19 protein-coding genes, 1 tRNA gene and 2 pseudogenes are annotated in these 26853 nt (G+C 64.6%); 7 read left to right on the top strand and 15 right to left on the bottom strand.

All coding sequences use genetic code 11. From position 1 onward, the window contains the following. Positions 1–11: 11 nt before the first annotated feature. The 3 genes from ACVMIH_RS03520 to ACVMIH_RS03510 form a co-directional block, all read right to left on the bottom strand. Positions 12–2579 carry a TonB-dependent receptor gene (locus ACVMIH_RS03520; protein ID WP_057019723.1) on the bottom strand — a complete coding sequence of 856 codons (2568 nt, stop codon included), beginning with the start codon at positions 2577–2579 and terminating at the stop codon, positions 12–14. A 259-nt stretch (positions 2580–2838) separates the two neighbouring features. Further along, entirely contained in the window at positions 2839–3078 is a 240-nt protein-coding gene (locus ACVMIH_RS03515; RefSeq protein ID WP_028344615.1) for a hypothetical protein, read from the bottom strand. Positions 3079–3205: 127 nt separating this feature from the next. After that, positions 3206–3667, bottom strand: coding sequence for a MarR family winged helix-turn-helix transcriptional regulator (locus ACVMIH_RS03510; protein WP_016841339.1), 462 nt, complete (start codon positions 3665–3667; stop codon positions 3206–3208). Between the two features lie 182 nt (positions 3668–3849). On the opposite strand from ACVMIH_RS03510, the gene ACVMIH_RS03505 reads away from it, so the two are divergent. The 3 genes and pseudogenes from ACVMIH_RS03505 to ACVMIH_RS03495 all read left to right on the top strand — a co-directional run bounded on the left by ACVMIH_RS03505 (position 3850) and on the right by ACVMIH_RS03495 (position 8775). Next, positions 3850–5019 (top strand): efflux RND transporter periplasmic adaptor subunit, encoded by a 1170-nt coding sequence (locus tag ACVMIH_RS03505; RefSeq protein WP_057019722.1) that lies wholly within the window; start codon positions 3850–3852, stop codon positions 5017–5019. Further along, positions 5016–8163, top strand: a pseudogene (locus tag ACVMIH_RS03500) (efflux RND transporter permease subunit). The gene ACVMIH_RS03505 and the pseudogene ACVMIH_RS03500 overlap by 4 nt, the downstream one beginning before the upstream one ends. Positions 8164–8268: 105 nt before the next feature. Then, positions 8269–8775: an invasion associated locus B family protein gene (locus tag ACVMIH_RS03495; RefSeq protein ID WP_057020027.1), complete on the top strand. Its 507-nt coding sequence runs from the start codon at positions 8269–8271 to the stop codon at positions 8773–8775. Between the two features lie 22 nt (positions 8776–8797). Here ACVMIH_RS03495 and ACVMIH_RS03490 read toward each other — a convergent pair whose 3' ends face one another. The 3 genes from ACVMIH_RS03490 to ACVMIH_RS03480 all read right to left on the bottom strand — a co-directional run bounded on the left by ACVMIH_RS03490 (position 8798) and on the right by ACVMIH_RS03480 (position 12112). After that, positions 8798–9205, bottom strand: coding sequence for a GNAT family N-acetyltransferase (locus ACVMIH_RS03490; protein ID WP_456860765.1), 408 nt, complete (start codon positions 9203–9205; stop codon positions 8798–8800). A gap of 171 nt (positions 9206–9376) precedes the next feature. Next, positions 9377–9450, bottom strand: a tRNA-Gln gene (locus tag ACVMIH_RS03485). Positions 9451–9631: 181 nt separating this feature from the next. Further along, positions 9632–12112, bottom strand: coding sequence for a penicillin-binding protein 1A (locus ACVMIH_RS03480; RefSeq protein WP_057019719.1), 2481 nt, complete (start codon positions 12110–12112; stop codon positions 9632–9634). Positions 12113–12668: 556 nt separating this feature from the next. Between ACVMIH_RS03480 and ACVMIH_RS03475 the strand changes: the two genes are divergently transcribed. Beyond that, positions 12669–13004: a hypothetical protein gene (locus ACVMIH_RS03475; protein WP_225160656.1), complete on the top strand. Its 336-nt coding sequence runs from the start codon at positions 12669–12671 to the stop codon at positions 13002–13004. Positions 13005–13121: 117 nt separating this feature from the next. Here ACVMIH_RS03475 and ggt read toward each other — a convergent pair whose 3' ends face one another. The 8 genes and pseudogenes from ggt to ACVMIH_RS03435 all read right to left on the bottom strand — a co-directional run. Next, positions 13122–14858 (bottom strand): gamma-glutamyltransferase, encoded by a 1737-nt coding sequence (gene ggt, locus ACVMIH_RS03470; RefSeq protein WP_456860762.1) that lies wholly within the window; start codon positions 14856–14858, stop codon positions 13122–13124. Between the two features lie 84 nt (positions 14859–14942). Continuing rightward, a complete protein-coding gene (locus ACVMIH_RS03465) occupies positions 14943–16442 on the bottom strand; it encodes an amino acid permease (protein ID WP_456785633.1) in 1500 nt (499 codons plus the stop codon). 146 nt (positions 16443–16588) lie between these two features. Then, positions 16589–16897, bottom strand: a complete 309-nt coding sequence (locus tag ACVMIH_RS03460) for a BA14K family protein (RefSeq protein WP_063607138.1) — start codon at positions 16895–16897, stop codon at positions 16589–16591. Positions 16898–17033: 136 nt separating this feature from the next. Then, on the bottom strand, positions 17034–17531 hold the full coding sequence (locus ACVMIH_RS03455; RefSeq protein ID WP_057020025.1) for a c-type cytochrome: 498 nt from the start codon (positions 17529–17531) through the stop codon (positions 17034–17036). A gap of 34 nt (positions 17532–17565) precedes the next feature. Beyond that, the gene (gene soxC / locus ACVMIH_RS03450) at positions 17566–18843 is read right to left on the bottom strand and encodes a sulfite dehydrogenase (protein WP_310884791.1); all 1278 of its coding nucleotides are present in this window, start codon (positions 18841–18843) and stop codon (positions 17566–17568) included. A gap of 221 nt (positions 18844–19064) precedes the next feature. Next, positions 19065–19535, bottom strand: coding sequence for a DUF1801 domain-containing protein (locus ACVMIH_RS03445; protein WP_310884792.1), 471 nt, complete (start codon positions 19533–19535; stop codon positions 19065–19067). Between the two features lie 157 nt (positions 19536–19692). Continuing rightward, complete coding sequence (locus tag ACVMIH_RS03440; RefSeq protein ID WP_456860760.1) at positions 19693–20649, bottom strand: catechol 2,3-dioxygenase; 957 nt, start codon at positions 20647–20649, stop codon at positions 19693–19695. 181 nt (positions 20650–20830) lie between these two features. After that, a pseudogene (locus ACVMIH_RS03435) lies at positions 20831–22621 on the bottom strand (putative bifunctional diguanylate cyclase/phosphodiesterase); the annotation flags it as partial. A gap of 499 nt (positions 22622–23120) precedes the next feature. Between ACVMIH_RS03435 and ACVMIH_RS03430 the strand changes: the two are divergent. The 3 genes from ACVMIH_RS03430 (at position 23121) to ACVMIH_RS03420 (ending at position 26067) form a co-directional block, all read left to right on the top strand. Further along, complete coding sequence (locus ACVMIH_RS03430) at positions 23121–24869, top strand: ATP-binding protein (RefSeq protein ID WP_137479616.1); 1749 nt, start codon at positions 23121–23123, stop codon at positions 24867–24869. A gap of 98 nt (positions 24870–24967) precedes the next feature. Next, positions 24968–25546 carry a peroxidase-related enzyme gene (locus ACVMIH_RS03425; protein WP_076826497.1) on the top strand — a complete coding sequence of 193 codons (579 nt, stop codon included), beginning with the start codon at positions 24968–24970 and terminating at the stop codon, positions 25544–25546. 8 nt (positions 25547–25554) lie between these two features. Next, positions 25555–26067, top strand: a complete 513-nt coding sequence (locus ACVMIH_RS03420; RefSeq protein ID WP_057019712.1) for an MgtC/SapB family protein — start codon at positions 25555–25557, stop codon at positions 26065–26067. Here the strand turns inward: ACVMIH_RS03420 and ACVMIH_RS03415 are convergent. Then, complete coding sequence (locus tag ACVMIH_RS03415) at positions 26028–26654, bottom strand: ParB-like protein (protein ID WP_057019711.1); 627 nt, start codon at positions 26652–26654, stop codon at positions 26028–26030. The genes ACVMIH_RS03420 and ACVMIH_RS03415 overlap by 40 nt on opposite strands. Between the last annotated feature and the right edge of the window lie 199 nt (positions 26655–26853).

Raw genomic sequence — 26853 nt, 5'->3', positions numbered from 1 at the left:
CGAAGCCTCCGTCAGTAACGCGCAGAAACAACCAGATACGCGGCGCGCCCCGGCGCTTCGAGCACGAACGGCGCCGCGCTCTGGTACAGCGCATCGTAGTAGCGCTTGTCGAAGATGTTGTTGACGAACAGCTTCATCGTCCAGTGCTTGTCGATCTTTGCTTCGGCAAAGGCGTCGAAGCGCCAGTAGCTCGGGATCGAGGTGCCCTGGTTGGCCGCCAGCAGCGTGCCGCCATAGACCTTCGAACGATACACCGCCTGCCCGCCCAGCTCCCACATGTCGGTGAGCTGGTACTTGGTCAACATGCTGAACGACTGGTGCGCGACGTTGGCGAGCGGCAGTCCGACATTGCTGGAATACAGGATGGTGTTGGCCGGCGGCGCGAGCGACCTCGTCACTGCCGACTGCATCAGCACGAGACCGCCGAACACACTCCATTTGTCGGTGATCTTGCCGCCGACGCCGAGATCGATGCCGCGGATGCGGTAGGCCGCGCCCGCGGTGATGCAGGAGATATTGCCGGTCGTCCCGGTCGGATAGGAGCAGCCGAGCGCCGCGGCCGCGGTTGCGTTGTTCACGTTCTGCGATTCGCGCGCATTTTCCTTCTCGGTCTGGAACAGCGCCGCCGTCACCAGCAGATGACGATCGAACAATTCCCACTTGGTGCCGACTTCGATCGCCTTGTTCTTTTCCGGCCCGAAGATCTGGGTATTGCCGCCGTTCAACACCGGAGACAGGCCGCCATACGCCGTGCTGGTACCGTCGAACTCGGCGCCGACAGGGTTCGACGAGGTCGCATAGGCCGCATAGACGCTGCCGTTCGGCAGCGGCTTCAAGGTAAGGCCGAGGTTGAAGTTCGGCATCCCGAAGTCAGCCGACTGACTGCCGAATGTGGTCCTATTGCCCGACGTCAGATATCCTGACGTGTTGATCTTGTAGTCGTCGTAGCGGATGCCGCCATTGAGGATCACGAAGTCATTGTAGTTCGCGGTATCCATGATGTAGCCGCTGGTGGTGTCGATCCCGATCTTGGTCGGCATCCCGGACAACCCCGACGGAATCGGGAACGGAATGTTGGTGTATTGCGGATTGAACACGCTGACGCCGGAGAGCGATCCGCTTCCCGTGAAAGCCGATGTGCCGGTCGTTATTTCCGAGCTCAGGCCGAGATATCTGTCGATCGAGGACCGCTCGTTGTCGTATTCGACGCCGGCCGTCGTCGTGTGCTTGAAGCCGAGCCCGTCGACCGACTTGTACGTCGCCTCGGTCTGGTTGGCGAACACGTCGGTGACCTGGTAGCGGCTTTGCGGATTGGCGCTCAGCGTATACGCCGTGAACGGAGCGCCGGCGGCCAGCGTCGGCGCTTCCGGCAGCGTGCCGATGTAGTTCTGGGTCGAACGCGATTCCCGGATCTTGTTGCTGACCACGAGGTCCGGCGTGATCTGCACCTCGGCGTTGATGGTGCCGATGTCCTGCCCGGTCCTGAAGAAGTCGCGGTTGACGAAACCGTACCAATTGTTGCGGTTGACGCCGAAATCCGGGAACGGGCCGCCGGCCGTGCTCGCGGTGCTCGGCCGGTAATACGGCACGCCGAAATCCGGGAGTCCGGTCAGTTCGGTGTGGATGTAGTTGCCGGTGATCTTCACCGCATCGACCGGCTTCCATGTTCCGGCGACGAACGCGCCGTTGCGGTCGTCGGTGACGTAGCTGCGGCCGGCGACGCCGGCATCCTGGAACAGGCCGCCGGCGCGGATCGCCAGCGTCGGGCTGATCACCTGGTTGACGTCGAGCGTCACGCGCTTGGTGCGATCGGTGCCGAACGTGGTGTCCATGTTGTAGAAGCTGTTCTGCGTCGTCGCCTGCTTGGTGACGATGTTGATCGCGCCGCCGGTGGTGCCGCGGCCGGCAAAGGACGAGCCCGGGCCGCGCAGGATCTCGACCTGCTCGGTGAAGAAGTTCTCGCGGACGCTGACGCCGGAGTCGCGCACGCCGTCGATGAAGATGTCGTTGCGCGCGTCGAAGCCGCGGATGAAGAAGCGGTCGCCGAAGGCATTGCCGCCCTCGCCCGTGCCGAGCGTGACGCCGGCGGTCGACAGGATCGCCGACTTCAGCGATGTGGCGTTCTTGTCTTCGAGCACGTCCTTGGTCAGCACCGTGACCGATTTCGGCGTGTTCAGGATCGGCTCGGGATATTTCCCGGACGACTGCAAACGGTCGCCCTTGTACGGCGCGGCCGGATCCGCATAGGGATCGCGGTCGGCGGGAAGACCGCCGGCGTTGGGAAACGGCACCGGCGTCTGCTGTGCCTGCTGGTTGTTACGGCGCGCGGCGCGGCGCAGCGCGTTGCGGGCGCGGACCTGGTCCGCAGTGGGCCTTGACGTCACGGGCCGCGGGCGAGCGACCGGGGCATCGACATTCACCGGCGGCAGGTTGGATTGCTGCGCTTCAGCCCCCGAAAACGACGCCACCGCGATCAGGCTCGCGACTGCGGAGACCTTCGTGGCGGAATAACCGGTGTCATCAGCCGAACCGATCGCTGCATCAAAGCGCAGCGATCTCGGCGCCTTCACATTGCTCATGTCTTGCTCGCCCCAGAAAAATCAGCTCGTTCGCGAAATGAAGCTGCGACGAACTGTCTCCATCGGTTATCGAGCGTGACCTTTTTTATCAATGCGACGAGCGCAACAGTCGGCTTGAATCGCCCCAATTCAAAGCGATTCTAATCTACGGTTTGAAATCGTTCTAAACTGTAGTTTTTAAGTGTTCTAATAATCGTTCTAAATCGATGCCGCCCGTCATTGGCTGCCGCGTGCGGGCGCTGTCCATGCGACCACGCGATTACTCGGCGCTTGGCGGCTTCATCAGCGAAAACAGTTCGTCGATCGTCCGCTGCGCGACCTGCCGCACTCGGTCGCTGTTCTCAAGGCCGGCGATGTTGACGCCGTTGACGACCGCTTTGATCTCGTCGCGGAAGTCGGTGAGAAAGCGCAGCGGGTCGCGCTGCTCGTTGGCGACGCGCGCGATCAATCCTGTAACCAGGATCTGGCATGCCATCATGCGCCCGTTCAACTCATCCATCGCAGCCCTCGTCCTCTCGCATCGTCGCTGCGCGATATGGACGACATCCCGCGACGATTCAACCGGCTCGCGCACGCTGCAACGGGTGAATGGATGGAGCGAAGGAATCTGCGCACGATGAGATGCGCTATTTCGCGGCGATGCGCTCCGCCTCCTCGCCGAGCGCCTTGATGCGATCCTTGACCTCGCGCAGCGTGGCGAGGCCGCTTTCGACATGCTTGTCCGAGACGTCGCGCAACACGTCGCCGGCGATCGCGTCGCGCAAACTGTCGAGATCGTCGACGAGACGCCGCCCGCTCCGGGTCAGGAACAGGCGATTGGCACGGCGATCCCTGGGATCGGGACGCCGTTCGAGCAGGCCATGCTCGACAAGGCGGTCGAGCAGCCGCACCAGCGAGATCGGTTGCAATTCGAGGACGTCGGCGAGATCGACCTGGGACAGTCCCTCCTGCTCGCGCAGGCGGAAGAGCACGATCCATTGCGCACGCGTGGTGCCTCGCGCCTTGGCGCGATGATCGATATAATTGCGCAGCAGCCGGGAACTCTCGACGAGCTGCGCGATAAACTGGCGTTTGAGATCGAGCGACATAGGGGTCCTCGGTGCGTTTCCCAGGCGAATTGTTTCTGCTCGTTTCTGACCTAAACCTTTCCAAATGTTTAGGATTCTCAAGCCTTGGTGTGTTTACACATTAAGTGCACGCATATTATATCCGCAAGCTCTGTGAACCGTTTCGATCAGCCTTTATTGTTACGTCGAACCCAAGAGTCCGCATGTCAAAGTCACGCACCATCGGTTGGGTTTTAGTGATCGCTGCGGTCGGCGCCGCCGGTTATTTCGGCTGGCAGAAACACACGAGCAACCAGCAGGCGATCGAAGCCGCGCAGAAGCGATCCGCCCAACGCCCGGCCGTTCCGGTCAAGATCTCGCCGGTCGAGAAAGCCGACTTCCCTGTCTATCTCACCGGCCTCGGCACCGTGCAGGCGTTCAACACGGTCCAGGTCCGCACCCGGGTCGACGGTCAGATCACCAGGATCGCTTTCAAGGAAGGCCAGTTCGTCAAGGCCGGTGACACGCTGGTCGAGATCGATCCGCGGCCCTATCAGGCGACGCTCGACCAGGCCAAGGCCAAGAAGGCCCAGGACGAAGCCAATCTCGCCAACGCCAATCTCGACCTGCAGCGCACCACCAGGCTCGGCGAGTTCGCGACACGCCAGCAGCTCGACACCCAGCGCTCCACGGTGGCGCAGCTGACCGCCCAGATCTCGGCTGACGAGGCCGCCATCTTCAACGCCCAGACCCAGGTGGACTACACGACCGTCAAATCCCCGATCGACGGGATTGTCGGCCTGCGACTGGTCGATATCGGCAACATCGTCAATGCCTCGGCCCAGACCGGCATTGTCACGATCACCCAGATCGAGCCGATCACGGTGATCTTCACCGCGCCGGAAGACCAGCTGCCGGATATCAAGGCGGCGCTGGCCGTGGCGCCGCCCAAGACCATTGCCCTGACCACCGACGGCAAGCGGGTGCTATCCACGGGAACCCTGGCGCTGATCAACAATCAGGTCGACACGTCAAGCGGGACTGTCCGGCTGAAGGCGGTGTTTGATAACAAGGACCACGCGCTGTGGCCGGGCCAGTCGGTCTCGACCCGCCTTCTGGTCAGGACCTTGAAGGATGCCACCGTCGTCCCGGATGACGCGGTGCAGCATGGCACCGATGGCCTCTACGCGTATTCAGTCAATCAGGAGAACAAGGCCGAGCTTCGCAAGATCAAGGTCAGCCAGTCGATCGACGGCAAGTCGGTGATCGACGAGGGCCTGTCGCCCGGACAGCAGGTGATCACCGCGGGGCAGTACAAGGTCTCGCCGGGAACCCCGGTGACAACGGCAGTGGCGAGCTCGGATCCGTCCCAGTCGAAGGTTACGCAGGAATGAGCGTCGGCGCCGGAATTTCCGCACCATTCATTCGTTTCCCCATCGGCACGTCGCTGCTGATGGCGGGCATCCTGTTCGTCGGTCTCGTCGCCTATCCCCTGCTGCCGGTCGCGCCGCTGCCGCAGGTCGACTTCCCCACCATCCAGATCACTGCGACCCTGCCCGGCGCCAGCCCGGAAACGATGGCGACATCGGTCGCCCAGCCGCTGGAACGCCAGTTCGCGCAGATCCCCGGCATCGCGCAGATGACCTCGACCAGCTATCTCGGCACGGCGGCGGTCACCATCCAGTTCGACCTCAACCGCAGCATCGACGGCGCCGCCAACGACGTGCAGGCCGCCATCAACGCGGCCAGCGGCCAGTTGCCGAAAACCCTTCCCTCGCCGCCGACCTACCGCAAGGTCAACCCGGCGGACTCGCCGATCATGCTGCTGTCGGCGACATCGGACACGCTGCCGCTGACGACGGTCAGCGATGCCGTCGACGCCCAGCTGGCGCAGCAGATCAGCCAGATCTCGGGCGTTGCGCAGGTCATCATCGGCGGCCAGCAGAAGCCGTCGGTTCGCGTCCAGATCGACCCCGCCAAGCTCGTCGCCAAGGGCCTGTCGCTGGAGGACGTCCGCGCCGCGATCAACATCGCCACCGTCGACAGTCCGAAGGGCAACATCGACGGCGCCACCCGCGCCTATACCATCTACGCCAACGACCAGCTGCTCACGGCGAGCCCGTGGAACGACGTCATCATCGCCTACCGCAACGGCGGGCCGCTGCGGATCCGTGACATCGGCCAGGCCGTCACCGGGCCCGAGGACGCCAAGCAGGCCGCCTGGGCCAACGGCAAGCGCGGCGTATTCCTGGTCATATTCAAGCAGCCCGGCGCCAACGTCATCGACACCGTCGACAAGATCAAGGCGGCGCTGCCCCGACTGGTCGCCGCGATCCCGCCGGCGATCAAGATCGACGTGATCAGCGACCGCACCACCACGATCCGCGCGGCGGTCGAGGACGTCCAGTTCACCCTGCTGCTGACCATCTTCCTGGTCGTGATGGTGATCTTCGTCTTCCTGCGCAGTTTCTGGGCGACCGTGATCCCGACGGTCACGGTGCCATTGGCGCTGCTCGGCGCCTGCGCGCTGATGTGGGTGTTCGGCTACACGCTCGACAATCTGTCGCTGATGGCGCTGACGATCGCGGTCGGCTTCGTGGTCGACGACGCCATCGTGATGCTGGAGAACATCAGCCGCTACATCGAAGAGGGCGAGAAGCCGATGGCTGCCGCCTTCAAGGGCTCGCAGGAAATCGGCTTCACCATCGTTTCGATCAGCATCTCGCTGGTCGCGGTGCTGATCCCGCTGCTCCTGATGGGCGGCATTATCGGCCGCCTGTTCCGCGAATTCGCGGTCGTGCTGGCGATGACCATCTTCGTCTCGATGTTCGTGTCGCTGACGCTGACCCCGATGATGGCCTCGCGCTTCCTGCGCGCCCACAATGACGAGAAGCACGGTCGGTTCTACCAGCTCAGCGAGCGCGGCTTCGACGCCATGCTGCGCGGCTATCAGAGCGTGCTCGACCTCGCTTTGCGCTGGAAGTTCACGACGCTGATGATCTTCTTCGGGACGCTGGCGCTGTCGGTCTACCTGTTCGTCGTCATCCCGAAGGGCTTCTTCCCGCAGCAGGACGTCGGCCTGATCACCGCGACCTCGGAAGCCAACCAGGATATCTCCTTCGCCGACATGAAGCGGAAGCAGGAGGAACTCGGCAAGATCGTGCAGCAGGATCCCGCGGTGGCGACGGTGGCGATGGCGATCGGCGGCAGTGGTCGCGCCGGCAACAACGGCGCGATGTACATCACGCTGAAGCCGCTGAAGGATCGCGACGCCAACGCGCAGCAGGTCATCGCCCGGCTACGGCCGAAGCTGGAGAAGGTCGAGGGTGCCCGGCTGTTCATGCAGGCGGCGCAGGACGTTCGCCTCGGCGGCCGCCCGACCCGCACCCAGTTCGAATTCACGCTGCAGGATGCCAACCTCGCCGAACTGAACGAATGGGCGCCGAAGATTCTCGGCAAGATGCAGACGCTGCCGCAGCTGCGCGACGTCGCCACCGACCAGCAGACCAACGGCACCACGCTCGAATTGAAGATCAACCGCGACACCGCCTCGCGCTATGGCATCCAGCCGCAGCTGATCGACGACACGCTCTATGATGCGTTCGGTCAGCGCCAGGTGACGCAATATTTCACCCAGCTCAACAGCTACCACGTCATCCTCGAGGTGTTGCCTGAGCTGCAGGGCGCGATCGACACGCTGAACAAGATCTACATCAAGTCGCCGCTGACCGGCGAACAGGTGCCGATCTCGACCTTCGCGACCTGGACCAGCGTGCCGGTACGGCCGCTCTCGATCAGCCACCAGGGCCAGTTCCCGGCGATCACGATCTCATTCAACCTGGCGCAGGGCGTTGCGCTCGGCCAGGCGACGGAAGCGGTGCAGAAGGCGATGGTCGACCTCGGCGCGCCGCCGACCCTGAGCTCGAGCTTCCAGGGCACCGCGCAGGCGTTCCAGCAATCGCTGTCGACCGTGCCGCTGTTGATCCTCGCGGCGCTCGTGGTCGTCTACCTGATCCTCGGCATTCTGAAGCTACATCCACCCGATCACGATTCTATCGACGCTGCCGTCGGCCGGCGTCGGCGCGCTCGCGATCCTGATGGCGGCCGGCTTCGACTTCTCGCTGATCGCGCTGATCGGCATCATCCTTCTGATCGGCATCGTGAAGAAGAACGGCATCATGATGGTCGACTTCGCGATCGCGGCCGAGCGCGACCAGCACATGGAGCCTGTGGCGGCGATCCGCCAGGCCGCCCTGCTCCGCTTCCGCCCGATCATGATGACGACGATGGCCGCCTTGCTCGGCGGCGTGCCGTTGATGTTAGGAACCGGCACCGGCTCGGAAATCCGCCAGCCGCTCGGCTACGCCATGGTCGGCGGCCTGATCGTCAGCCAGGCGCTGACGCTGTTCACGACGCCGGTCGTCTATCTCTATCTCGACAGGCTCTCGAATGCGTTTGCGAACTGGGGCCGCTCGCCGCGCACCGACCACGATGCTGACGACGACGAGCATGGATCGGTCAAGGAGGCCGCCGAGTGACTTGACTTTGCTGGCATCCCGGCACATCCGAAAGATGTTCATTTCGGAGCCGGTACCGTGAAGATTGTCGCCAAGTCGCTCTTCGTCCTGCTGAACGCGTTCGGCATGGCCCACTCTGGCCACGCCCAGACGGCCAAGAGCAAGAACGCGCCCGCTCCGGCAGCTGCGCCCGCTGCTCCTCAGGGTGATACAGCAGCCCCCAACAACTCCGGCTGGATCGCACGCTGCACCAGTGCGAGCCGCGACGCTCCGCTCGAATGCGCGATGGAACAGACCGCGGTGCTCACCAAGACCGGCCAGCTCATCGTGCTGGTCAATATCCGCGTTCCCGGCGACACCCGCACGCCGGTTGCATTGATCCAGCTTCCGCTCGGGTTGAACCTGCCGGTCGGCGCCAAGCTGCAGGTCGACGACGGCAAGGCCGTCGACGTGCCGATCCAGACGTGCGAGACACGCGGCTGCTACATCAATACGCCGATCGCCGCCGATGTCCTGAGCCAGCTGAAATCGGGTAAGCAGCTCAAGGTGTCGTTCCAGAATCTCGGCAAGGAAACCATCTCTATCCCGATGCCGCTTGCCGACTTCGCGACGGTCTACGACAAGATCAAATAGCGCCGCGCAGCGTAGCCGTCCGCTATCGCTCCCGCTTGTAGAGGAACGCGTTGTCCGGCTGCGGCATGCCGATGGTCTTGTAGAACCCGATCGAGTCAGGCGCCGACAACAGCAGGCACATCGATTCAGGTCCGGCGAGGCGCCCCGTTTCCGCGATCAGACGCTTGCCGATGCCATGTCCCTGGTATCCGCGATCGACCGCAAGGTCCGCCAAATAGCAGCAATAGGCGAAATCGGTCAGCGCGCGCGACACGCCGACCAGCTTGCCCGCCTTCCGCGCCGTCACGATCAGATTCGCATTGGCGATCATGCGCTCCATCCGGTCGGTATCCGCCAGCGGTCGCCGCTCGCCGAGGCCCGACTGCCGCAGCACCTCGATGAACTCATCGACGCCGATCGACGCTTCGCGGGCATAGAGAATTTCGTCCATCAGCCTAAACCTCTGTTGCAACGAGCCGGACCACACGCGCGAGACCATGGTGGATTACGCCGGACCAATCCACCCTGCCGTGATGGCACACATACGACTGGTCCTCCGTCGGCAGCTGCAGCCGGCTATCTCGTCGGGATTTGAGAGGATGATCACGCCACCGAGGCGGATTGGCTGGGGAACCTGGATTCGAACCAAGACAAACAGAGTCAGAGTCTGTTGTGCTACCGTTACACCATTCCCCAAGAATCGTCCGTGGTATCAACAGCTTAGCTGGATGACTGGACATCTCGGTGCAGCGGGTTCGCCTGCCAAACCAGCGCCCGCGCGAGTGCGACCTTCTACCCGCTTGGTCCCACGCTTGGCAAGCATTGTTGGCGAGGAATGGGCGTGAAAATCGCGGCCCGAAGGCCTGCCCACCAAGCCTCAGTACAGCCCGCCTGTCCCCGACCGTATCACGGCCCGATCGGCGTCCGGCGAAATGCCCTGCTGGGTGCCGTCGATCACGTCGGTGCCGGCGACCATCCCGGGATCATTGAACGGCGGCGCCTGGCCCGGCTTGAAGGCTTCGAGCACCACGCCCCGGTTCTGGCCGGGCACAGCGCGCTGGCCAGTCTTGGCATCGACCAGGACCAGCCGGATGCCGACCGGCTGCTTGAACGGGGTGGCGGGCTTGTCGGCCAGCGCGAGCTTCAGGAAGTCGCGCGCGATCGGCGCCGCGGTATGGCCGGCCTGCGCGTTGCGGCCGAGCGAGCGCGGCTTGTCGTAGCCGACATAGAGACCGACCACGAGGTCCGGCGAGAAGCCGACGAACCAGAGATCTTTGGCCTCGTTCGAGGTGCCGGTCTTGCCGGCAAGCGGCTTGCCGACGTCCTTCAGCGCGGTGCCGGTACCGGCCTGAATCACGCCCTCCATCAGCGAGGTGATCTGGTAGGCGGACATCGCGTCGAGCACCCGCTCGCGGCGGTCGACGAGCTGCGGCTCCGGCTGGTTCTTCCAGCCCTCCGGCGCGTCGCAGCCGCGGCATTCGCGCTGATCGTGCTTGAAGATGGTGTGGCCGTAGCGGTCCTGGATGCGGTCGATCAGGGTCGGCTTCACGCGGACGCCGCCGTTGGCGATCATCGAATAGGCCGTGGCCATCCGCATCACCGTGGTTTCGCCGGCGCCGAGCGCGTAGGCGAGATAGTTCGGCAACTCGTCATAGACGCCGAAGCGCTTTGCATATTCGCCGATCAGCGGCATGCCGATTTCCTGCGCCAGCCGCACGGTCACCGTGTTGAGCGACAGCCGCAGCGCGTTGCGCAGCGTCACCTGGCCCTGATACTTGCCGGTGGAGAAGTTTTCGGGCCGCCAGATGTTGCCCTGCCCCTGGTCGATCTCGATCGGGGCGTCGATCATCATGGTCGATCCGGTGTAGCCGTTGTCGAGCGCCGACGAATAGACGATCGGCTTGAAGGTCGAGCCGGGCTGCCGATAGGCCTGCGTCGCGCGGTTGAACTGGCTCTGGTCGAACGAGAAGCCGCCGACCATCGCCAGCACGCGGCCGGTGTGCGGATCCATCGCCACCATCGCACCCGACAGCTCAGGGATCTGTCGCAGCCGGTACTGGCCTTCGACGCGCTGGCCGTCCTTGCTGAAGAGCGGGTCGGCGTAGATCACGTCGCCTGGCTGCAGCACCTGCGCCACCGATGTCGGCGTCTTGCCCTTGCTCTTGGCCCAGCGCGCGCCGTCCATCGTGATGATGCCGGTCTCGCGCTGCTTGCTGATGGCGCCGCCGAGCTCGCGGCCCGGCTGGAAGCCGATCCGTGCCGACTGGTCGTTGCTCTCCAGCACCACCGCCATTCGCCACGGCGAGATGTCGGACAGCGATTTGATCTCGGCGAGCGGCACGCCCCAGTCACTGGTCAGGTCGAGCTTTTGGATCGCACCGCGATAGCCCTGCTGCTCGTCATAGTTCACGAGCCCAGCCACCATGGCCTTGCGCGCCATCACCTGGACCTTGGGGTCGAGCGTGGTGCGCACCGACAGGCCGCCCTCATAGAGCTTCTTCTCGCCATAGCGCTCGAAGATGTCGCGGCGGACTTCTTCCGAGAAGTATTCGCCGGCGAAGGTGTGCGCGCCATTGCTGCGGTTGGTGACGGTCAGCGGCTCCTTGCGCGCCTTGTCGGCGTCGGCCGCGGTGATCCAGCCGTTCTCCTGCAGGCGGTCGATCACGTAGTTGCGCCGCTCGACGGCGCGCGCGCGGTTGCGCACCGGATGCAGGCTGGCCGGCATTTTCGGCAGCGCCGCCAGATAGGCCGCTTCCGCGACCGTCAGTTCATTGACGGACTTGTCGAAATACACCAGCGAGGCCGCCGCGATGCCGTAGGCGCCAAGGCCGAGATAGATTTCGTTGAGATAGAGCTCGAGGATCTTGTCCTTGGAGTAAGCCCGCTCGATTCGCATCGCCAGCAAGGCTTCCTTGATCTTGCGGGTGAACGACACCTCGTTGGTCAAAAGGAAGTTCTTGGCGACCTGCTGGGTGATCGTCGAGGCGCCCTGCGGCCGCCGGTTGGAACCGAAGTTCTGGATGTAGGCGACACCGGCGCGCGCCATGCCGGTGTAGTCGACGCCGCCATGCTCGTAGAAATTCTTGTCCTCGGCGGCGAGGAACGCGTTGATCACGAGCTTCGGCACCGCCTGGATCGGCAGATAGAGCCTGCGCTCCTTGGCGTATTCGCCGAGCAGCGAGCCGTCGGCCGCGTGCACGCGGGTCATCACCGGCGGCTCGTAGTTCTGGAGCTGCGAATACTCGGGCAGGTCCTTGGAGAAATGCCAGAACAGCCCTGCGACCGCGGCCAGACCAGCCAGGAACAGGATGGTGCCTGCGGTGAACAGGAACCCGAAGAACCGCAACAGAAATTTCATCGACCAGATTTCCGTGGCGAATACGTCGCTCGTTCTGAGCGCGCTGCGTGCCACTTAGGCCGCCCGGTATATCGGTCGCTCCATGGACCTGCAATTCAACACCGGAGAATTAAAGCAAGCCAGGCGTCAAACTTATGCCATAGAGCCCGGCTCGCGCCCGCAGCAAATCGGCAGACCTCGCCGACTGGCGGTGCCCGCGGGGCTGCATCGATCTCCGCTGCAGCGCTGCGCGCTTCGCGCACCGCGCCTGATAGCGCTGCGGTCTCGATACGCTTGCGCGGAGAGCACGTTCCGAAAGAAAAGCGCGGGCCGGACGGATCGATTCCCCGATCCGGCCGACGATTTGGGTGCTGCGACATCAGAAACCGGTGGACAGCGCCGGCGCGCCAATCACATTAAGGATTTGTTAACTATAACTACCGCAAGTTGTTGGCATACACCGACTCGCGACGGGCTGATTTGGATGGCACTGCGCGGATTCAAACGGTCATTTACGGCCGACCCTAACGTTCTTGGATTTCCAAGACCACCCGCATCGGCCATGGGCACAGAAGCCTTGGACCTCGTCTACCAGGCGGCGGATTTGTTCCGCAGCATCGAGGACAGGGCTCGCGCCGGCGAAGCGCGCGCCGAGGCCGCCGAACAGGCGCAGCTCGAAATCATCGCCGCCACCGAGCGCAAATTGAGGGATGCGTCGCGGGCGCTTGAGGAAGCCCGACGGCGCATCGAGTCCCAACAGGAGCAACTCGATGCGGCCGAATTCCGCGCCCAGGCCGCCGAAGCCGAGGCGCGCGAAGCCAAGCAATCCCTGGCTCTGATCGAAGACGCGATCCGCCAGCGCTTGCTGCTGACCGGCGGGCAAAAGGACGGCAGGTCGACCGCCGTCGCCTGACCGCAGCGCGGTTCAATTGGAGCGGCAGCCCGCACGAGCGGAGCGACATGCGGAGCTCAACAAGACCCGGATATCGCTTCGCTCATCCGGGCTACGGATTGTCGCTAGCCGTCACGATCAATAGCCCGTGGCGAGCCCCGAATTGCGCCGCGGGTCGTTCGCGCCATAGAAGCGGTTGTTGCCGACCGGCTTGCCGCCCAGCGACGGCGCGCCGATGATGATCACCGCGAGGTGGTTGGCCGGATGCGGCGGGCCGAATTTGTGGCCCATGCCCTCCAGGATCTTCCGCGTATCCGGCGACAGCGTGTAGTCCTCGAGGTTGGTCACCTCGGGAAGCCACTGCTGGTGGAAGCGCGGCATGTCCACGGCCTCCTGCGCGTTCATGCCATAGTCGATCGCGTTGATCATCGTCAGCAGCACGGCGGTGATGATGCGGCTGCCGCCCGGGGTGCCCATCACGATGACCGGCTTGCCGTCCTTGGAGACGATGGTCGGACTCATTGAGGACAGCGGACGCTTGCCGGGGACGATCGCGTTGGCCTCCCCCTGCACCAGCCCATACAGGTTCGGCACGCCGACCTTGGCGGTGAAGTCGTCCATCTCGTCATTGAGCAGCACGCCGGTCCTGGCCGCCGTCACCTTGGCACCGAACCAGTCGTTCAGCGTGTAGGTGACCGACACCGCATTGCCGTCCTTGTCGGCAATCGAATAGTGCGTGGTGTTGCTGCCCTCATGCGGCGGAACGCCGGGCTTGATGTCCCTGGACACACCGGCCTTGGCCGGGTCGATCGCGGCACGGATCTTCGCGGCGTAGGTCTTGTCGAGCAGGCGCTCGAGCGGATTTTTCACGAAGTCCGGATCGCCGAGATAGCTGTTGCGATCGACGTAAGCGTGGCGCATCGCCTCGATCTGGTAGTGCACCGCTTGCGCCGAGTGGTAGCCGAGCTCCTGCAGCGGATAGCCCTCGAGGATGTTGAGCATCTCGCAGATCACCACACCGCCCGAACTGGGCGGCGGCGCCGAGACCACGTGGTAACCGCGATAGTCACATTCGACCGGCGCCAGCTCGCGAACCCTGTAGTTGTCCAGATCCTCCTGCGTCAGCAGGCCCTTGCCGGCCTGGCTCGCGGCGACGATCGCAGCACCAACCCAGCCCTTGTAGAAGCCATCACTGCCGCGCTTGCTGATCTCGCGCAGCGTCTCGGCGAGCTCATGCTGCGTCAGCCGTTCGCCGACCTGGAACGGCTTGCCGTTGTTGAGGAAGATCGCGGCCGAGGCCGGATCGTCCTGAAAGTCCTTGGTCGAGGTCTGCAGCATGCTGACGTCGCCCTGGTCGAGCACAAAACCATCCTCCGCCAGTTGCAGCGCCGGCGCGATGACGTCAGCGCGCTTCATTGTGCCGTATTTCTCGCGCGCATACTCCATCCCGGCCACCGAGCCCGGTACGCCGACAGCGAGATGCCCCTTGGTCGAAAGGCCGGGGATAACGTTGCCGTCCTTGTCGAGATACATGTCGGCTGTGGCGCCTTTCGGCGCGGTCTCGCGGAAATCCAGGAAGGTCTTGCGGCCGTCGGCGAACTGGATGGTCATGAACCCGCCGCCACCGAGATTGCCGGCGGCGGGATAGGCCACCGCAAGCGCGTAACCAACGGCGACCGCCGCATCGACCGCATTGCCGCCCCGCTTCAACACCTCGACGCCGACCTGGGTCGCGAGATGCTGCGCGGAGACCACCATGCCGTTCTCGGCAGCGGCCGGCGCAACCGAGGCTGCGCGACCGGGCGCAGCCGACGCGATGCTGATCGAGACGAGCGCGGCGACCATCCATCGCGCGCCTGCCGTTGGATTTTGCATGGAAGTCTCCCCGGGGAATGCCGGCCTGTGGCGGCTTGCGGTGCTATCTCAACGCGTACATCTAGCAGGCCGCACGCGCGCGCACTATAGGCCCGCGCGGTCCCCGCCGCCTGCCCGCAGCCGGCTGTGCCGTCTGCCATAGGCCGCATAGATCACAAGCCCGATCACGAGCCACACTGCGAGCCTGATCCAGGTGTCGAGCGGCAGGCCGAACATCAGGAACAGCGAAGTTCCGGCGGCAGCCGGGGCCACCAGCCAGATCGCCGGCGCCTTGAACGGACGCGGCAATTCCGGATCGCGCACGCGCAGCACCAGCGTGCCGATCGAGACCACCGTGAACGCGAACAGCGTGCCGATCGAGACCAGTTCGCCGACCAGCCCGATCGGCAACAGCCCACCGAGAAGAGCGGCCACGGTGCCGGCGAAGATGGTCGAGACATAGGGGGTCTGGAAGCGCGGATGGATTTTGGCGGCAAAGCCCGGCAGCAATCCGTCATGCGCCATGGCGCGAAAGATCCGCGGTTGCGCCAGCAGCATGATGAGGATCACCGATGTCAATCCGAACAGGATGCCGAGCTTGATGAACGGACCGAGCCAGCCGATACCGATCGCATCGATGCCGACGGCGATCGGATCGGGCACGCTGAGCCGGTCATAGGGCACGATGCCGGTCAGCACGAATCCGACCGCGACATAGAGCGTGGCGCAGATCACGAGCGAGCCGAGAATGCCGATCGGCATGTCGCGCTCCGGCGTCTTCGCCTCCTGCGCCGCGGTCGAGATCGCGTCGAAGCCGATATAGGCGAAGAACACCACCGCCGCGCCGCGGACCACGCCGGACCAGCCGAACACGCCAGGACCGGCATTCGGCGGGATCAGCGCGCCCTCCGGGTTGCTCGCCGTTACCCAGTTCGCCAGGGTCACCGAGGAAGCCGCGGTAGCGAGGAACAGCGCGATCACAACGAGCTTGACCACGACGACGAAGCTGGTGAAGCGCGCGGACTCGCGAATGCCGACCACCAGCAGCGTGGTCACGAAGGCGATGATCGCCATCGCCGGGATGTTGATGACCGCACCGGTCGATGACCACGCGCCGGTGTTGACGTCGTAAGCGAGCGGCGCCGAGGTGAATTGCTGCGGCAGGTTGATGCCGAAATCGCGCATCAGACTGACGAAATAGCCGGACCACCCGACCGAGACCGCGATCGCGCCGACCGCGTATTCGAGGATCAGGTCCCAGCCGATGATCCAGGCGATCAGCTCGCCGAGCGTGGCGTAGGCATAGGTGTAGGCGCTGCCGCAGATCGGCACCGTCGACGACATCTCGGCGTAGCACAGGCCGGCGAAGGCGCAGGCCACCGCACCAAGCATGAAGGAGAGCGTGACCGCGGGACCGGCATTGGCGGCGGCCGCGTGGCCCGTCAGCACGAAGATGCCGGCGCCGATGATGCCGCCGATGCCGAGCGTGACCAGTTGCAACGCCGACAGCGAGCGCCTGAAGATCGGCGTCTCCGCGTCGCCATCGGCCCGCGCCGCCTCCCGCAACAGGTCCGAGGTCGACTTTCGGTCCCAGAAACCGGCCAGAGCGTCTGTCACGCCGGGTGTCCTCCGCTGCTCGGGTCCGGCGGGACCCGACACGATCGGCGGACTATAACGCGCCTAACGTCCAGTCGTTCGCGCGCCGGGCGAATGCCGGCGCCCTTATCCACCGCCAAGCGCGGTGCAGGGCCTTATCGGCAGGGATGGCGGCGGCCGTCGCGGCCAAGGAAGGTGCCGGACGCCGGATCGAATGAACGGTAACGCGCGCAGGCGGAAGATGGCTCCGCCGCAGGCATGGCACCGTAGGCGTTCGCCGGATTGCGCCCGCGCTGCGCGGCCTCCTGCGCCTCACCCCATGGCGTCAACGCGCCGCCGTTGATCGCGCTGCGTCCTGGATTTTGCGCGTCGAAATATGCCGGCTCCGACATCTGGGCCGCGACCGGCGTGAACGTCATTCCCACGAGCAGCATGGCGGCTGCGACTGCCCATGACCTGGTCATGCGGCCTCTCCTATCGATCATAAACGTGTGCCGGATGACGGCCGAGCCGCCCCCAAACGGACATAGGGACGGCAATCCTCCGGGCACAGGGGCCACGACGTCACGATGCTGCGAGCCACCCGGCCGTGCCTGCCGCTCAGTGGTTGTGCACGTCGGGCCGCGGGTCGGAGACGAAGCCGTCGCGGTTCGGCATCTTGATGGCGGCCAGCGACTTGGCGTCGAGCACCGCATTGGCCGGCACGATGCCGTTCAGACTGAGGATGTAGGCGGACACCGCGTAGACGTCCTCATTGCTCAGCGATTGTGGCGCGTTCTGCGGCATCGCGCGGCGGATGTAGTCGAACAGCGTCGGGGCATAGGGCCAATAGCTGCCGACGGTGCGGATCGGTTTTGGGCTCGCCAGCGTGCCCTGTCCGCCGACCAGGCGATCGCCGATGCCGCCCTGCCCGCTGTCGCCATGGCACGCAGCGCATTGCTCGCTGAACACCGTGCGGCCGTGCTCGACACTGCCGCTGCCCGGCGGCAGGTTGGAGCCGTCACGGCCGATATCGATGTTCCAGCCGGCGATCTCGGCAGGCGTCGCCGCACGCCCGATGCCAAAGCGATCCTCGGCCTGCCCGGCAGTGGCGAGCATCGCGATCGCACTCACAACGAACGCCGTCTTGAGCTTACGCCTGGCCATTGCTCACCTCACCATTCGCATCGATGCGCCAGGGCCAGATCGCGTTGTTGTGGTAGAACGAGTTGAGACCGCGCACCTTGACCAATTCCGCCAGCGTCGGCTGCACGTATCCGGTCTCGTCGATGGCGCGGCTCTGGATCACGGCAGGTTTGCCGTCCCAATGCCAGGGCAAGCGAAAGCGCGTGAGCGCGCGCGTCAACACCGGCTCCTGCAATTCGGCCTGCTGCCAGCTTTTGCCCTCGTCGAGCGAGACCTCGACGCTCTTGATCTTGCCGTGACCGCTCCAGGCGATGCCGGTAATCTCGTGAAAGCCCTGCGCGGTCAGCTTCTGCCCGCCGGACGGCCGTGTGATGATCGACTTGGCTTCCATGTAGAAGGTGAATTCGCGCGACGTGCCGTCAGGCATCGGGTCGGTGTATTTCGAGGTCTCCTCGCGCGAATAGGCCGGCTCGGCGACGACCTTGAGCCGGCGCAGCCACTTCACGTTCATGTTGCCCTCGAAGCCGGGCAGCAACAGGCGCAGCGGATAGCCCTGCTGCGGGCGCAGCCGCTCGCCATTCTGGCTGTAGACCAGCATGGCGTCGTCGAGGCATTTCTCGATCGGGATCGAGCGCGTCAACGCAGCGGCGTCGGCGCCTTCGGCCACGATCCATTTGGCGCCGGTCTGCAGGCCCGCTTCGTCCAACACCGTCTTGAGCGGCACGCCGGTCCATTCCGCACAGCTCAGCAGGCCGACGAGGTCGGAGGCCGTCTTGCCGTACGGCTTGGTGTAGACCGGATTGCCGGAGCACTCGAGGAAGTGGATGCGCGACTGCGACGGAAAGCGGCGGATGTCCTCCATCGTGAACACCAGCGGGCGATCGACCATGCCATGCAGCACCAGCCGGTGCTCGGCCGGGTCGATGGTCGGCACGCCGCCATGGTGGCGTTCGTAGAACAAACCGTTCGGCGTGATGATGCCGTCGAGCTCCTGCAGCGGCGTGCGGCCCGAAGCGGAGATGTATTGCGGCAGCGTCTTCGAGATGTTCTTGACGACAGCCTTCTCGTGAACCGACGGCGTGCCATAGGGCTGGCTTCCCATCGGGTCGCCGGGCGCTTTCATCCATTCCGGCACATTGGGCGGAAGATTATTCCCCTGTTCGGCAAGCGCGGTAGAACCGGCAACTCCCGATATGGCGGAGCCACCGGCCAGTGTTGCGCCGGCCTGAAGGAATCGCCTGCGAGACGCCTCTCGCACGCGCTTGTCCGTCGTGTGTTCGCTCATCGACGTTTTCCTCTGACGTTACCAGAGCATGATCCGGAAAAGTGCGAAGCGGTTTTCCGAAAAGATCATGCCAGGACAACAATCCAAAGCGCGATGGCGATTCATCGGGCTTTGGTGCAGCCTAACACCAAAGGGCTGAGGCGAGGCAATGCTCTATCGCGCAGAGCTGCATCGACAGCGCGTCGTGGCCGCTGCTTACCGGTCCTGACCTGCGTTGCCACTCACATCCGTTCGCCGGGCAATTGACTGGCTTGCTTCACCCACGCGGTGAACTGGGCTTCGTCGAGCTCGTCGTTCTCGTGAATGTCGAGATAGCGCGTGTGCTGCTGCTTGGACTCGCCCGGCGGCACCGGATGCAGCGACGCACCGCGAAAGAAAGCCACCTTGACGTAGCGCGTGAAGACATGGATGCCGAGGAACCAGCCGTCGCCTTCCATGCCGTAGAGCGGCGAGTTCCACTTCACCGCCTTGTGCACGCCGGGGACGGCACGCACGATGAGCGCGTCAAGCTTGCGCCCGACGTCGCGCTTCCACCCGGGCATCGCGGCGATATAGGCTTGCACCGGAGCATCGCCATAGCCTTTTGCGATCTGCGGATTGCCGCCCGCGAGCAGGCGCGGCTTTGCAGAGACACGCTTCGCGGCGCTCTTTTTCGCCCCCTTCGCCGACGTCTTTCGCGTCTTGCCAGCCATTGTGCCCGCTCTCACCGGTTCAAATTTCGCGCGGCGCAGCGTCCGCCGCCGCGAACCGGATCATATCGGTTGCGCGTCGGCGCTGTCGTCAGCGACCGCGGGTGTTCGCGGCGGCGTATCGACGCGCTCGGGCGGCCTTCGTGCGGCGGTCTCGCATCTAGTCGATCACGGGCGGGGTGCCGTGGGTGTGAAACGACTCGATCGTCTTCAACCCCCACGCCTGTCCCTTCCTGCGCTCTTCCTCGGTCCACACGATCGGCTTCCAGTCCGGCGCAAGGATCAGGCGTGCGCCGGCGTTGGCGACCTCGACGCGGTTGCCGCCGGGTTCATAGACATAGAGGAAGAAGGTCTGCTGGATCGCGTGCTTGTGCGGCCCGGTCTCGATATGCACCCCGTGCTCGAGAAAAATATCCGCGGCACGCAGGATCTCCTCGCGGCTGTCGAGCGCGTAGGTAACATGGTGAAACCGGCCGCGCTTGCCGTAATGGTCGCGCGTATAGGCGAAGTCGTAGCTCTTGTTCGACATCGTCATCCACATCGCGGCTACCGTGCCGTCGTTGAGTACGATCTGCTCGGTGGTGCGGCAGCCGAGGTAGTCTTCGAAGAACAGACGGTTGGCCTTGATGTCGACCGCGAGGCAATTGAGATGGTCGAGCCGGCGGACATTGACGCCGCGCGCCGGAAAGCGCTGCGCCTGGTTTTTCAGCGCGGGCTTCAGCTCGGCCGGCGCCTCGTACCACTCGGTCTCGTAATAGAGCTCGATGACATGGCCGTCGGGATCGCGGCAGCGGAATGCCGGCCCCTGCCCCATGTCACCGTCGATCCAGCCGATATCGAAGCCCGAGCCCTTCAGCGCGGCAACGCGGCGTTCGAGCGCCTGCGGGCTGCGCGCCCGCAGCGCCATGTGCTCCATCCCCGAAGTCTTCGACGCCGTCAGCTTCAGCGAATAGCGCTCGTAATCGTCCCAGCCGCGCAGATAGACCGACTTGCCCTTGCGGCCGCTGACGGTCATGCCCATGACGTCGACAAAGAATTTCAGGCTCTCGTCCGGCTTCGGCGTCAAAAGCTCGATGTGCCCGAGATGCGCGAGATCGAAGATCGGTTCCGGCTGCATGGACGGTCTCCCTCCGCGACGACGCCGGATCGACGACTTGCGGTTGGACAGGTGAGCGGCGCGCCGATTTGTACTAGTGTACAAATGATTAGGTCCCGTCAACAAATTACTGGCGACGGCAATTGCGCTCGCAGGGCATTCCATGGCCGGAATCACCTCGTGAAAGCGGTCAAGGCAGGCGTCAGGCGACCGAGACGGCCTTCTCGTGATCCGACGACAGGAGCTTGCGGATTTCAGCCGATGACACCGGCCGGCTGAACAGATAGCCCTGCATCTCGGTGCAACCGAGGATGCGCAGCAGGTTGCGCTGCTGCTCGGTCTCGACGCCCTCCGCGGTCGTGGTCATGTCGCTGGCAGCGGCGATGTTGACGACGGCCTGGACGATCGTGGACGACGCGCCGGTCCCGGCGAGATCCTTGATGAAGGCGCGATCGATCTTGATCTTGTCGAAGGGGAAGCGCTGCAGATAGCTCAGCGAGGAATAGCCGGTGCCGAAATCGTCGAGCGCGATACGGACGCCGAGTTCGCGCAGCTGATGCAGGATATCGAGCGCAGCCTCGTCGTCGCGGATCAGCACCGCCTCGGTGATCTCGAGCTCGAGCCGCGAAGGTGCCAGACCTGTCGCGGCGAGCGCGGCGGCGACGTTGAGTGCCAGCGTCTGGCTCTTGAACTGGATCGGAGACACGTTGACCGCGACATGAACATGCTCCGGCCAGTTCATCGCCTCGCGGCACGCGGTGTTGAGCACCCAGTGACCGAGATCGTTGATCAGGCCGGTGTCCTCGGCGATCGGGATGAAATCCGCCGGCGAGATGGTGCCGCGTTCGGGATGACGCCAGCGCACCAGCGCCTCGCAGCAACTGACCTGGCCCTCCTCGAGATGGAGCAGCGGCTGATAGTGCAGCTCGAAGCTGCCGTCAGCGATCGCCTGGCGCAGCTCGAGCTCGAGGCTGCGCCGCGCCTTGGCGCGTGCATCCATGCCGGTCTCGAAGAACCGGTAGGTGCGGCGGCCGTCGCTCTTGGCCCCGTAGAGCGCGAGGTCGGCATTGCGCAGCAATTGATCGATGTCGAGGCCGTCGGCGGGCGCAACGGCGATGCCGATGCTGGCATCGGTGGTGATCAGATGCCCGCTGCAGTCGATCGGCCGGCGGATCGACTGATAGATCGCAGCGAGGAGCTGCATGGTCTCGGTCTGATCGCGGACGGTGGTCTGGATCACGGCAAACTCGTCGCCGCCGAGCCGCGCCGCGACGTCGGTGTCCCCAACGCAGCCGCGCAGGCGGTCGGCGATCGCCCTGAGCAATTCGTCGCCGATCTGATGGCCGAGCGCGTCGTTGACGGCCTTGAACTCGTCGATGTCGATATACATGACCGCGAGCTGCTGATCCGGCCGGATCGCCTTCAGCGCCCGCTCCAGGCGTTCGCGGAACAGCACGCGGTTCGGCAGGTCGGTCAGCGCATCATAATGCGCCATGTGGGCGATCTTGTTCTCGGTGCGCGCACGCTCGGTGACATCCTGGATGGTCGCCACCCAGCCGCCTTCCGGCAGCGGCTTGTTGACGATCTCGATCGCGCGCCCGCCCGGCGCCTGCGTCAGCTGACGCGTGGCGCGGCCAAGCTTCACGTTGCCGATGATGGCGTCGCAGAAGTCGTCGACATCGCCGTCGAACGAGCCCGTCTCCTGTCTATGCGCAATCAGCCGGTGCATCGTGCAGCCGGGCTTGGCGACGTCGGGCGAAAGCCCGAACATCTCGATGTAGGGGCGGTTGCAGATGATGATGCGCGCCGATGCATCGTAGAGCACGAGGCCCTGCGGAATGTTGTTCACGGCGGTCATGAGATTGCGACGTTCGGTGGCGAGCCGCTCGTCGGAGATTTCGTGCCGCTTGAGCAACAGGAAGACGATCACGGCCATGATCGCGAATGCCGCCATCAGCAGGCCTTCGCGCTCACTCCATTGCGCGGTCGCGCTTCCGAGCAGGCTGCCGACCAACAGGCCGGCACAGAACGCCAGCCCCTTGGTCGAGCCAGCATCGGCATTTCCTGACGATGAATTGCGGTGTTCGATGCGCACGCTGATCTCTCCCAGGGCGCGGCATCGTTACGCAGCACAAATGGAAAGGTCGTTACAACTCGCAGTTAGCAATCGGTTACGCGATACCGGGCGACAGCGTATGACAAATCGCGCCCATTGCCCCGTAAACCTACGGAGCTGCCGATGCACTCCTCGGAGATGGTGAATCCCGCCTTAACGGAAAAACCGGGAAACAAAGGCGGCTGTGCCGGAAAGCGACGATTCCACCGCCGATGCGCGCGACAGCGCGTAATCTCCCGGTACGATAGAAACAAATCGTCACCGGGAAGGTGTAGATTTAGCCGATGCGGAACCCCGGCGATTTAACGGTTTTTCCAATCCCGGGCGGGCATATTGGTCCGGACATTTAGATTTTGAGAACGAGCCAGGCGGAACTGTGACACCCTTCGGACGTGTGATCTCTGTGCGCGGCTCGCAGGCCCGGGTTGGGCTGCTGGCGGGCGGCCAGATGCAACTTTCAGAGATGCGAGCGACCGTCGGCCGGTTCGTCAGTATCCGCTGCGCGAGCTCGGTCATCGTCGCCATGATCACCGAAGTGACGTGCGAGAACCTGCCGGCATCCGACGAATACATGGCGACCGCCTCGGTCGACCTGCTGGGCGAGATCCTGGGCGGCGACCGCCCGAAATTCCAGCGCGGCGTCACCCACTATCCGACCATCGGCGACAGCACCGATCTGATCACGAACCAGGAGCTGCGCACGGTCTATGCGCCGAGCGGCTCGGACCAGATCAATGTCGGCACGCTGCAGCAGGATCGTTCTGTCATCGCCTATGTCGACGTCGAGGAGATGCTGTCCAAGCACTTCGCGGTGCTCGGCTCGACCGGCGTCGGCAAGTCGACCGGCGTGTCGCTGCTGCTCAACGAGATCCTGAAGTCGCGGCCGAACCTGCGCATCTTCCTGCTCGACGTGCACAACGAATATGGCCGCTGCTTCGGCGAGCGCGCGCAGGTGCTCAACCCGCGGAACCTGAAGCTGCCGTTCTGGCTGTTCAACTTCGAAGAGATCGTCGACGTGCTGTTCGGCGGCCGGCCCGGCGTGCCCGAGGAGCTCGACATCCTCGCCGAAGTGATCCCGATGGCGAAGGGCATCTACACCCAGTACCAGAACTCCGACCGGGTCGGTCTCGGGCTGAAGCGCATCGACCCCAAGCAGGTCGGCTACACCGTCGATACGCCGGTGCCCTATCGCCTCGTCGACCTGATCTCGCTGATCGACGAGCGCATGGGCAAGCTGGAGAACCGCTCTTCGCGCATCATCTATCACAAGCTGATCTCGCGCATCGACGCGGTGCGCAACGATCCGCGCTACGCCTTCATGTTCGATAATGCCAATGTCGGCGGCGATACAATGGCCGAGGTGATCAGCCATCTGTTCCGCCTGCCCGCCAACGGCAAGCCGATGACGATCATGCAGCTCGCCGGCTTCCCCGCCGAAGTCGTCGATTCCGTGGTGTCGGTGCTGTGCCGCATGGCGTTCGATTTCGGGCTGTGGAGCGACGGCGTCTCGCCGATGCTGTTCGTCTGCGAGGAAGCGCACCGCTACGCCTCGGCCGACCGCAATATCGGCTTCGGGCCGACCCGCAAGGCGGTGTCGCGCATCGCCAAGGAAGGCCGCAAATACGGCGTCTATCTCGGCCTGATCACCCAGCGTCCGGCCGAGCTCGACGCGACCATCATCTCTCAGTGCAACACGCTGTTCACAATGCGCCTCGCCAACGACCGCGACCAGGCGCTGCTACGCTCCGCGGTCTCGGATGCCGCCGCCAACCTGCTGTCCTTCGTGCCCTCGCTCGGCACCCGCGAGGTGCTGGCGTTCGGCGAAGGCGTGGCGCTGCCGACCCGGCTGCGCTTCAAGGAGGTGCCGCCGCACCAGCTGCCGCGCGGCGAGGCCACCATCGCCACGGTACCGTCGGTCACCGCCGGCCATGACATGCATTTCGTCAGCGCCGTGCTGGAGCGCTGGCGCGGCGCCACCTCGCATCGCGATAGCCCGAGCGGCGACGCCAACTTCAACTCTCCGGCGCCGGCGCGCACCATGGCGCCGGCCGAGGCGCCGATGCTGCAGCCCTCGCTCGGCCTCGATCCGGACCGCTTCTCGCTGCTGAAGAAGCCGCTGCGTTAGCCGAATTCCGCCAAGGCGCCGATGCGCCTTGCGCCCAAGGCGTCATCCACTATGGTCTCGCGTGACGCCGCATCCAGGCGGCACGCCGGAACCATCTCATGACGCAGCCGACCGCAAAACGCTTCCCGACGCCCGCTCTCGACAAGCTCCCCGAGGACATCCGCGCCCGCATCCTGGCGGTGCAGGAGAAATCCGGCTTCGTGCCGAACGTCTTCCTCACCTTGGCCTATCGCCCCGACGAGTTTCGCGCCTTCTTCGCCTATCACGACGCGCTGATGGAAAAGGACTCCGGCCTCTCGAAGGCCGAGCGCGAGATGATCGTGGTGGCGACCAGCGCCGCCAACCAGTGCCAGTATTGCGTGATCGCCCACGGCGCGATCCTGCGCATCCGCGCCAAGAATCCGGAGATCGCCGACCAGATCGCGGTCAACTACCGCAAGGCCGACATCACGCCGCGGCAGCGCGCGATGCTCGACTTCGCCATGAAGGTGAGCCGCGCCGCTGAGGAAGTCTCGGAGGCGGACTTCGCCACGCTTGCGGCCCACGGCTTCAGCGACGACGACGTCTGGGACATCGCCGCGGTTGCGGCATTCTTCGCGCTGTCGAACCGGCTCGCCAACGTCACCGGCATGCGGCCGAACAGCGAGTTCTACATGCTCGGCCGGCAGCCGAAATAGAGGACGCCTTGGCGGACTGGAGCGAGATCGTCCTGCGTCTCGGCGCGGCCACCCTTGCCGGTTGCGCGATCGGGCTCGACCGTGACCTGCGCGGCAAGCCGATCGGCCTGAAGACGCTGGGTCTCGTCAGCCTTTCGACGGCCATGGTCGTGCTGTTGGCATTGCAGGCCGTCGAGCCCGGCAAATTCACCGACGCGGTGAGCCGCGTGATCCAGGGCGTGCTGACCGGCATCGGATTCCTCGGCGCCGGCGTGATCGTGCGGCAGGGCGACCGCTTCCAGGTCCGCGGCCTGACCAGCGCCGCATGCGCTTTCTTCGCCGCTTGCGTCGGCATCGTCTGCGGCGCCGGACATTGGCCGATCGTCGTCACCGCCGTCGCGCTGGCGTTCCTGCTGTTGACCTTCGGCAAGCGGACCGAGCGGTGGCTGCACCACTTGCTCGGCGGCAGGGAGGATCAACACGGGCCGGCGGTCGCGGCAGATCAGTCGTCAGATGCCGGCCCGCACCAGCCGGGCAAATAGACCGCGTCCTTGCTGCGGCCGAGCGCCAGTCCCTTCTCCAGCGCCTTGGCGAAATTGTTCTCCACCGTCTTGCGCGGGATGTGGCGGCGCAGGAAATCGGCCCACAGGAATTCGCTGAACGGCGTCGTGTCCTTGGCAAAGCCGCCCGCCCGGCGCATCTCGCCGGCGAGGCTGCGGAACGGATCGTCCCTGAGGTCCTTGATCGATTTCGGAATGTCTTTGAAGTGGCGGCGCTCGCCCTTGGAATCGTAGGGATAGACCCAGCGCTTGTTGTCCATCACGCCCCAGAACACGTCACGCTCGACCATCGTGAGATCGCCGATCACCGTGACCAGGATGTCCTTGACGCCCTCGTCGTGCAGCGCCCGCGCCATGTGATGGTGATCGACCACGTAGTAGCGATCGTCGGGACCATGGACGACCGGGATCATGTGCTTGCCCAGCAGTTCGGCGCGCTTCTTGTCCGACTTGTGCTCGCGCCAGCGCTTCCGCTTCTCCGTCACCTCCTGCATGCCGACCGTCATCTGGGTCGGCCGCAGCGACAGGATCGGGACCGGTTTGACGTAAGGCTCGCGCGTGTGGGCCATGACTTATGCTCCCTTTTGACCGGCACTCCGGAACGGGTTCCACTATGTCATGAGCCCGCAGGCGGGTGAAAGAGTCCGGTGTGCCGGAATGGCTTCACGAAGCGGTGGGGGCCGATGGCCGGATGGTCCGCCCTCGGCTGTCGATGCTCCCGGGCTGTCTATGCCCGGGCTGCCAATGCCCGGGCGCGCAGCCTCAACC

It is taken from the genome of Bradyrhizobium sp. USDA 4503, assembly GCF_054055815.1.
This window is presented reverse-complemented; position numbering and strand designations above follow the sequence as displayed.

Coding starts and splice junctions, on each gene's coding strand:
- ACVMIH_RS03520 (WP_057019723.1), bottom strand. CDS start 2,579: ATGAGCAATGTGAAGGCGCCGAGATCGCTGCGCTTTGATGCAGCGATC.
- ACVMIH_RS03515 (WP_028344615.1), bottom strand. CDS start 3,078: ATGGATGAGTTGAACGGGCGCATGATGGCATGCCAGATCCTGGTTACA.
- ACVMIH_RS03510 (WP_016841339.1), bottom strand. CDS start 3,667: ATGTCGCTCGATCTCAAACGCCAGTTTATCGCGCAGCTCGTCGAGAGT.
- ACVMIH_RS03505 (WP_057019722.1), top strand. CDS start 3,850: ATGTCAAAGTCACGCACCATCGGTTGGGTTTTAGTGATCGCTGCGGTC.
- ACVMIH_RS03495 (WP_057020027.1), top strand. CDS start 8,269: ATGGCCCACTCTGGCCACGCCCAGACGGCCAAGAGCAAGAACGCGCCC.
- ACVMIH_RS03490 (WP_456860765.1), bottom strand. CDS start 9,205: ATGGACGAAATTCTCTATGCCCGCGAAGCGTCGATCGGCGTCGATGAG.
- ACVMIH_RS03480 (WP_057019719.1), bottom strand. CDS start 12,112: ATGAAATTTCTGTTGCGGTTCTTCGGGTTCCTGTTCACCGCAGGCACC.
- ggt (WP_456860762.1), bottom strand. CDS start 14,858: ATGCAAAATCCAACGGCAGGCGCGCGATGGATGGTCGCCGCGCTCGTC.
- ACVMIH_RS03460 (WP_063607138.1), bottom strand. CDS start 16,897: ATGACCAGGTCATGGGCAGTCGCAGCCGCCATGCTGCTCGTGGGAATG.
- ACVMIH_RS03455 (WP_057020025.1), bottom strand. CDS start 17,531: ATGCTCGCCACTGCCGGGCAGGCCGAGGATCGCTTTGGCATCGGGCGT.
- soxC (WP_310884791.1), bottom strand. CDS start 18,843: ATGAGCGAACACACGACGGACAAGCGCGTGCGAGAGGCGTCTCGCAGG.
- ACVMIH_RS03445 (WP_310884792.1), bottom strand. CDS start 19,535: ATGGCTGGCAAGACGCGAAAGACGTCGGCGAAGGGGGCGAAAAAGAGC.
- ACVMIH_RS03440 (WP_456860760.1), bottom strand. CDS start 20,649: ATGCAGCCGGAACCGATCTTCGATCTCGCGCATCTCGGGCACATCGAG.
- ACVMIH_RS03425 (WP_076826497.1), top strand. CDS start 24,968: ATGACGCAGCCGACCGCAAAACGCTTCCCGACGCCCGCTCTCGACAAG.
- ACVMIH_RS03415 (WP_057019711.1), bottom strand. CDS start 26,654: ATGGCCCACACGCGCGAGCCTTACGTCAAACCGGTCCCGATCCTGTCG.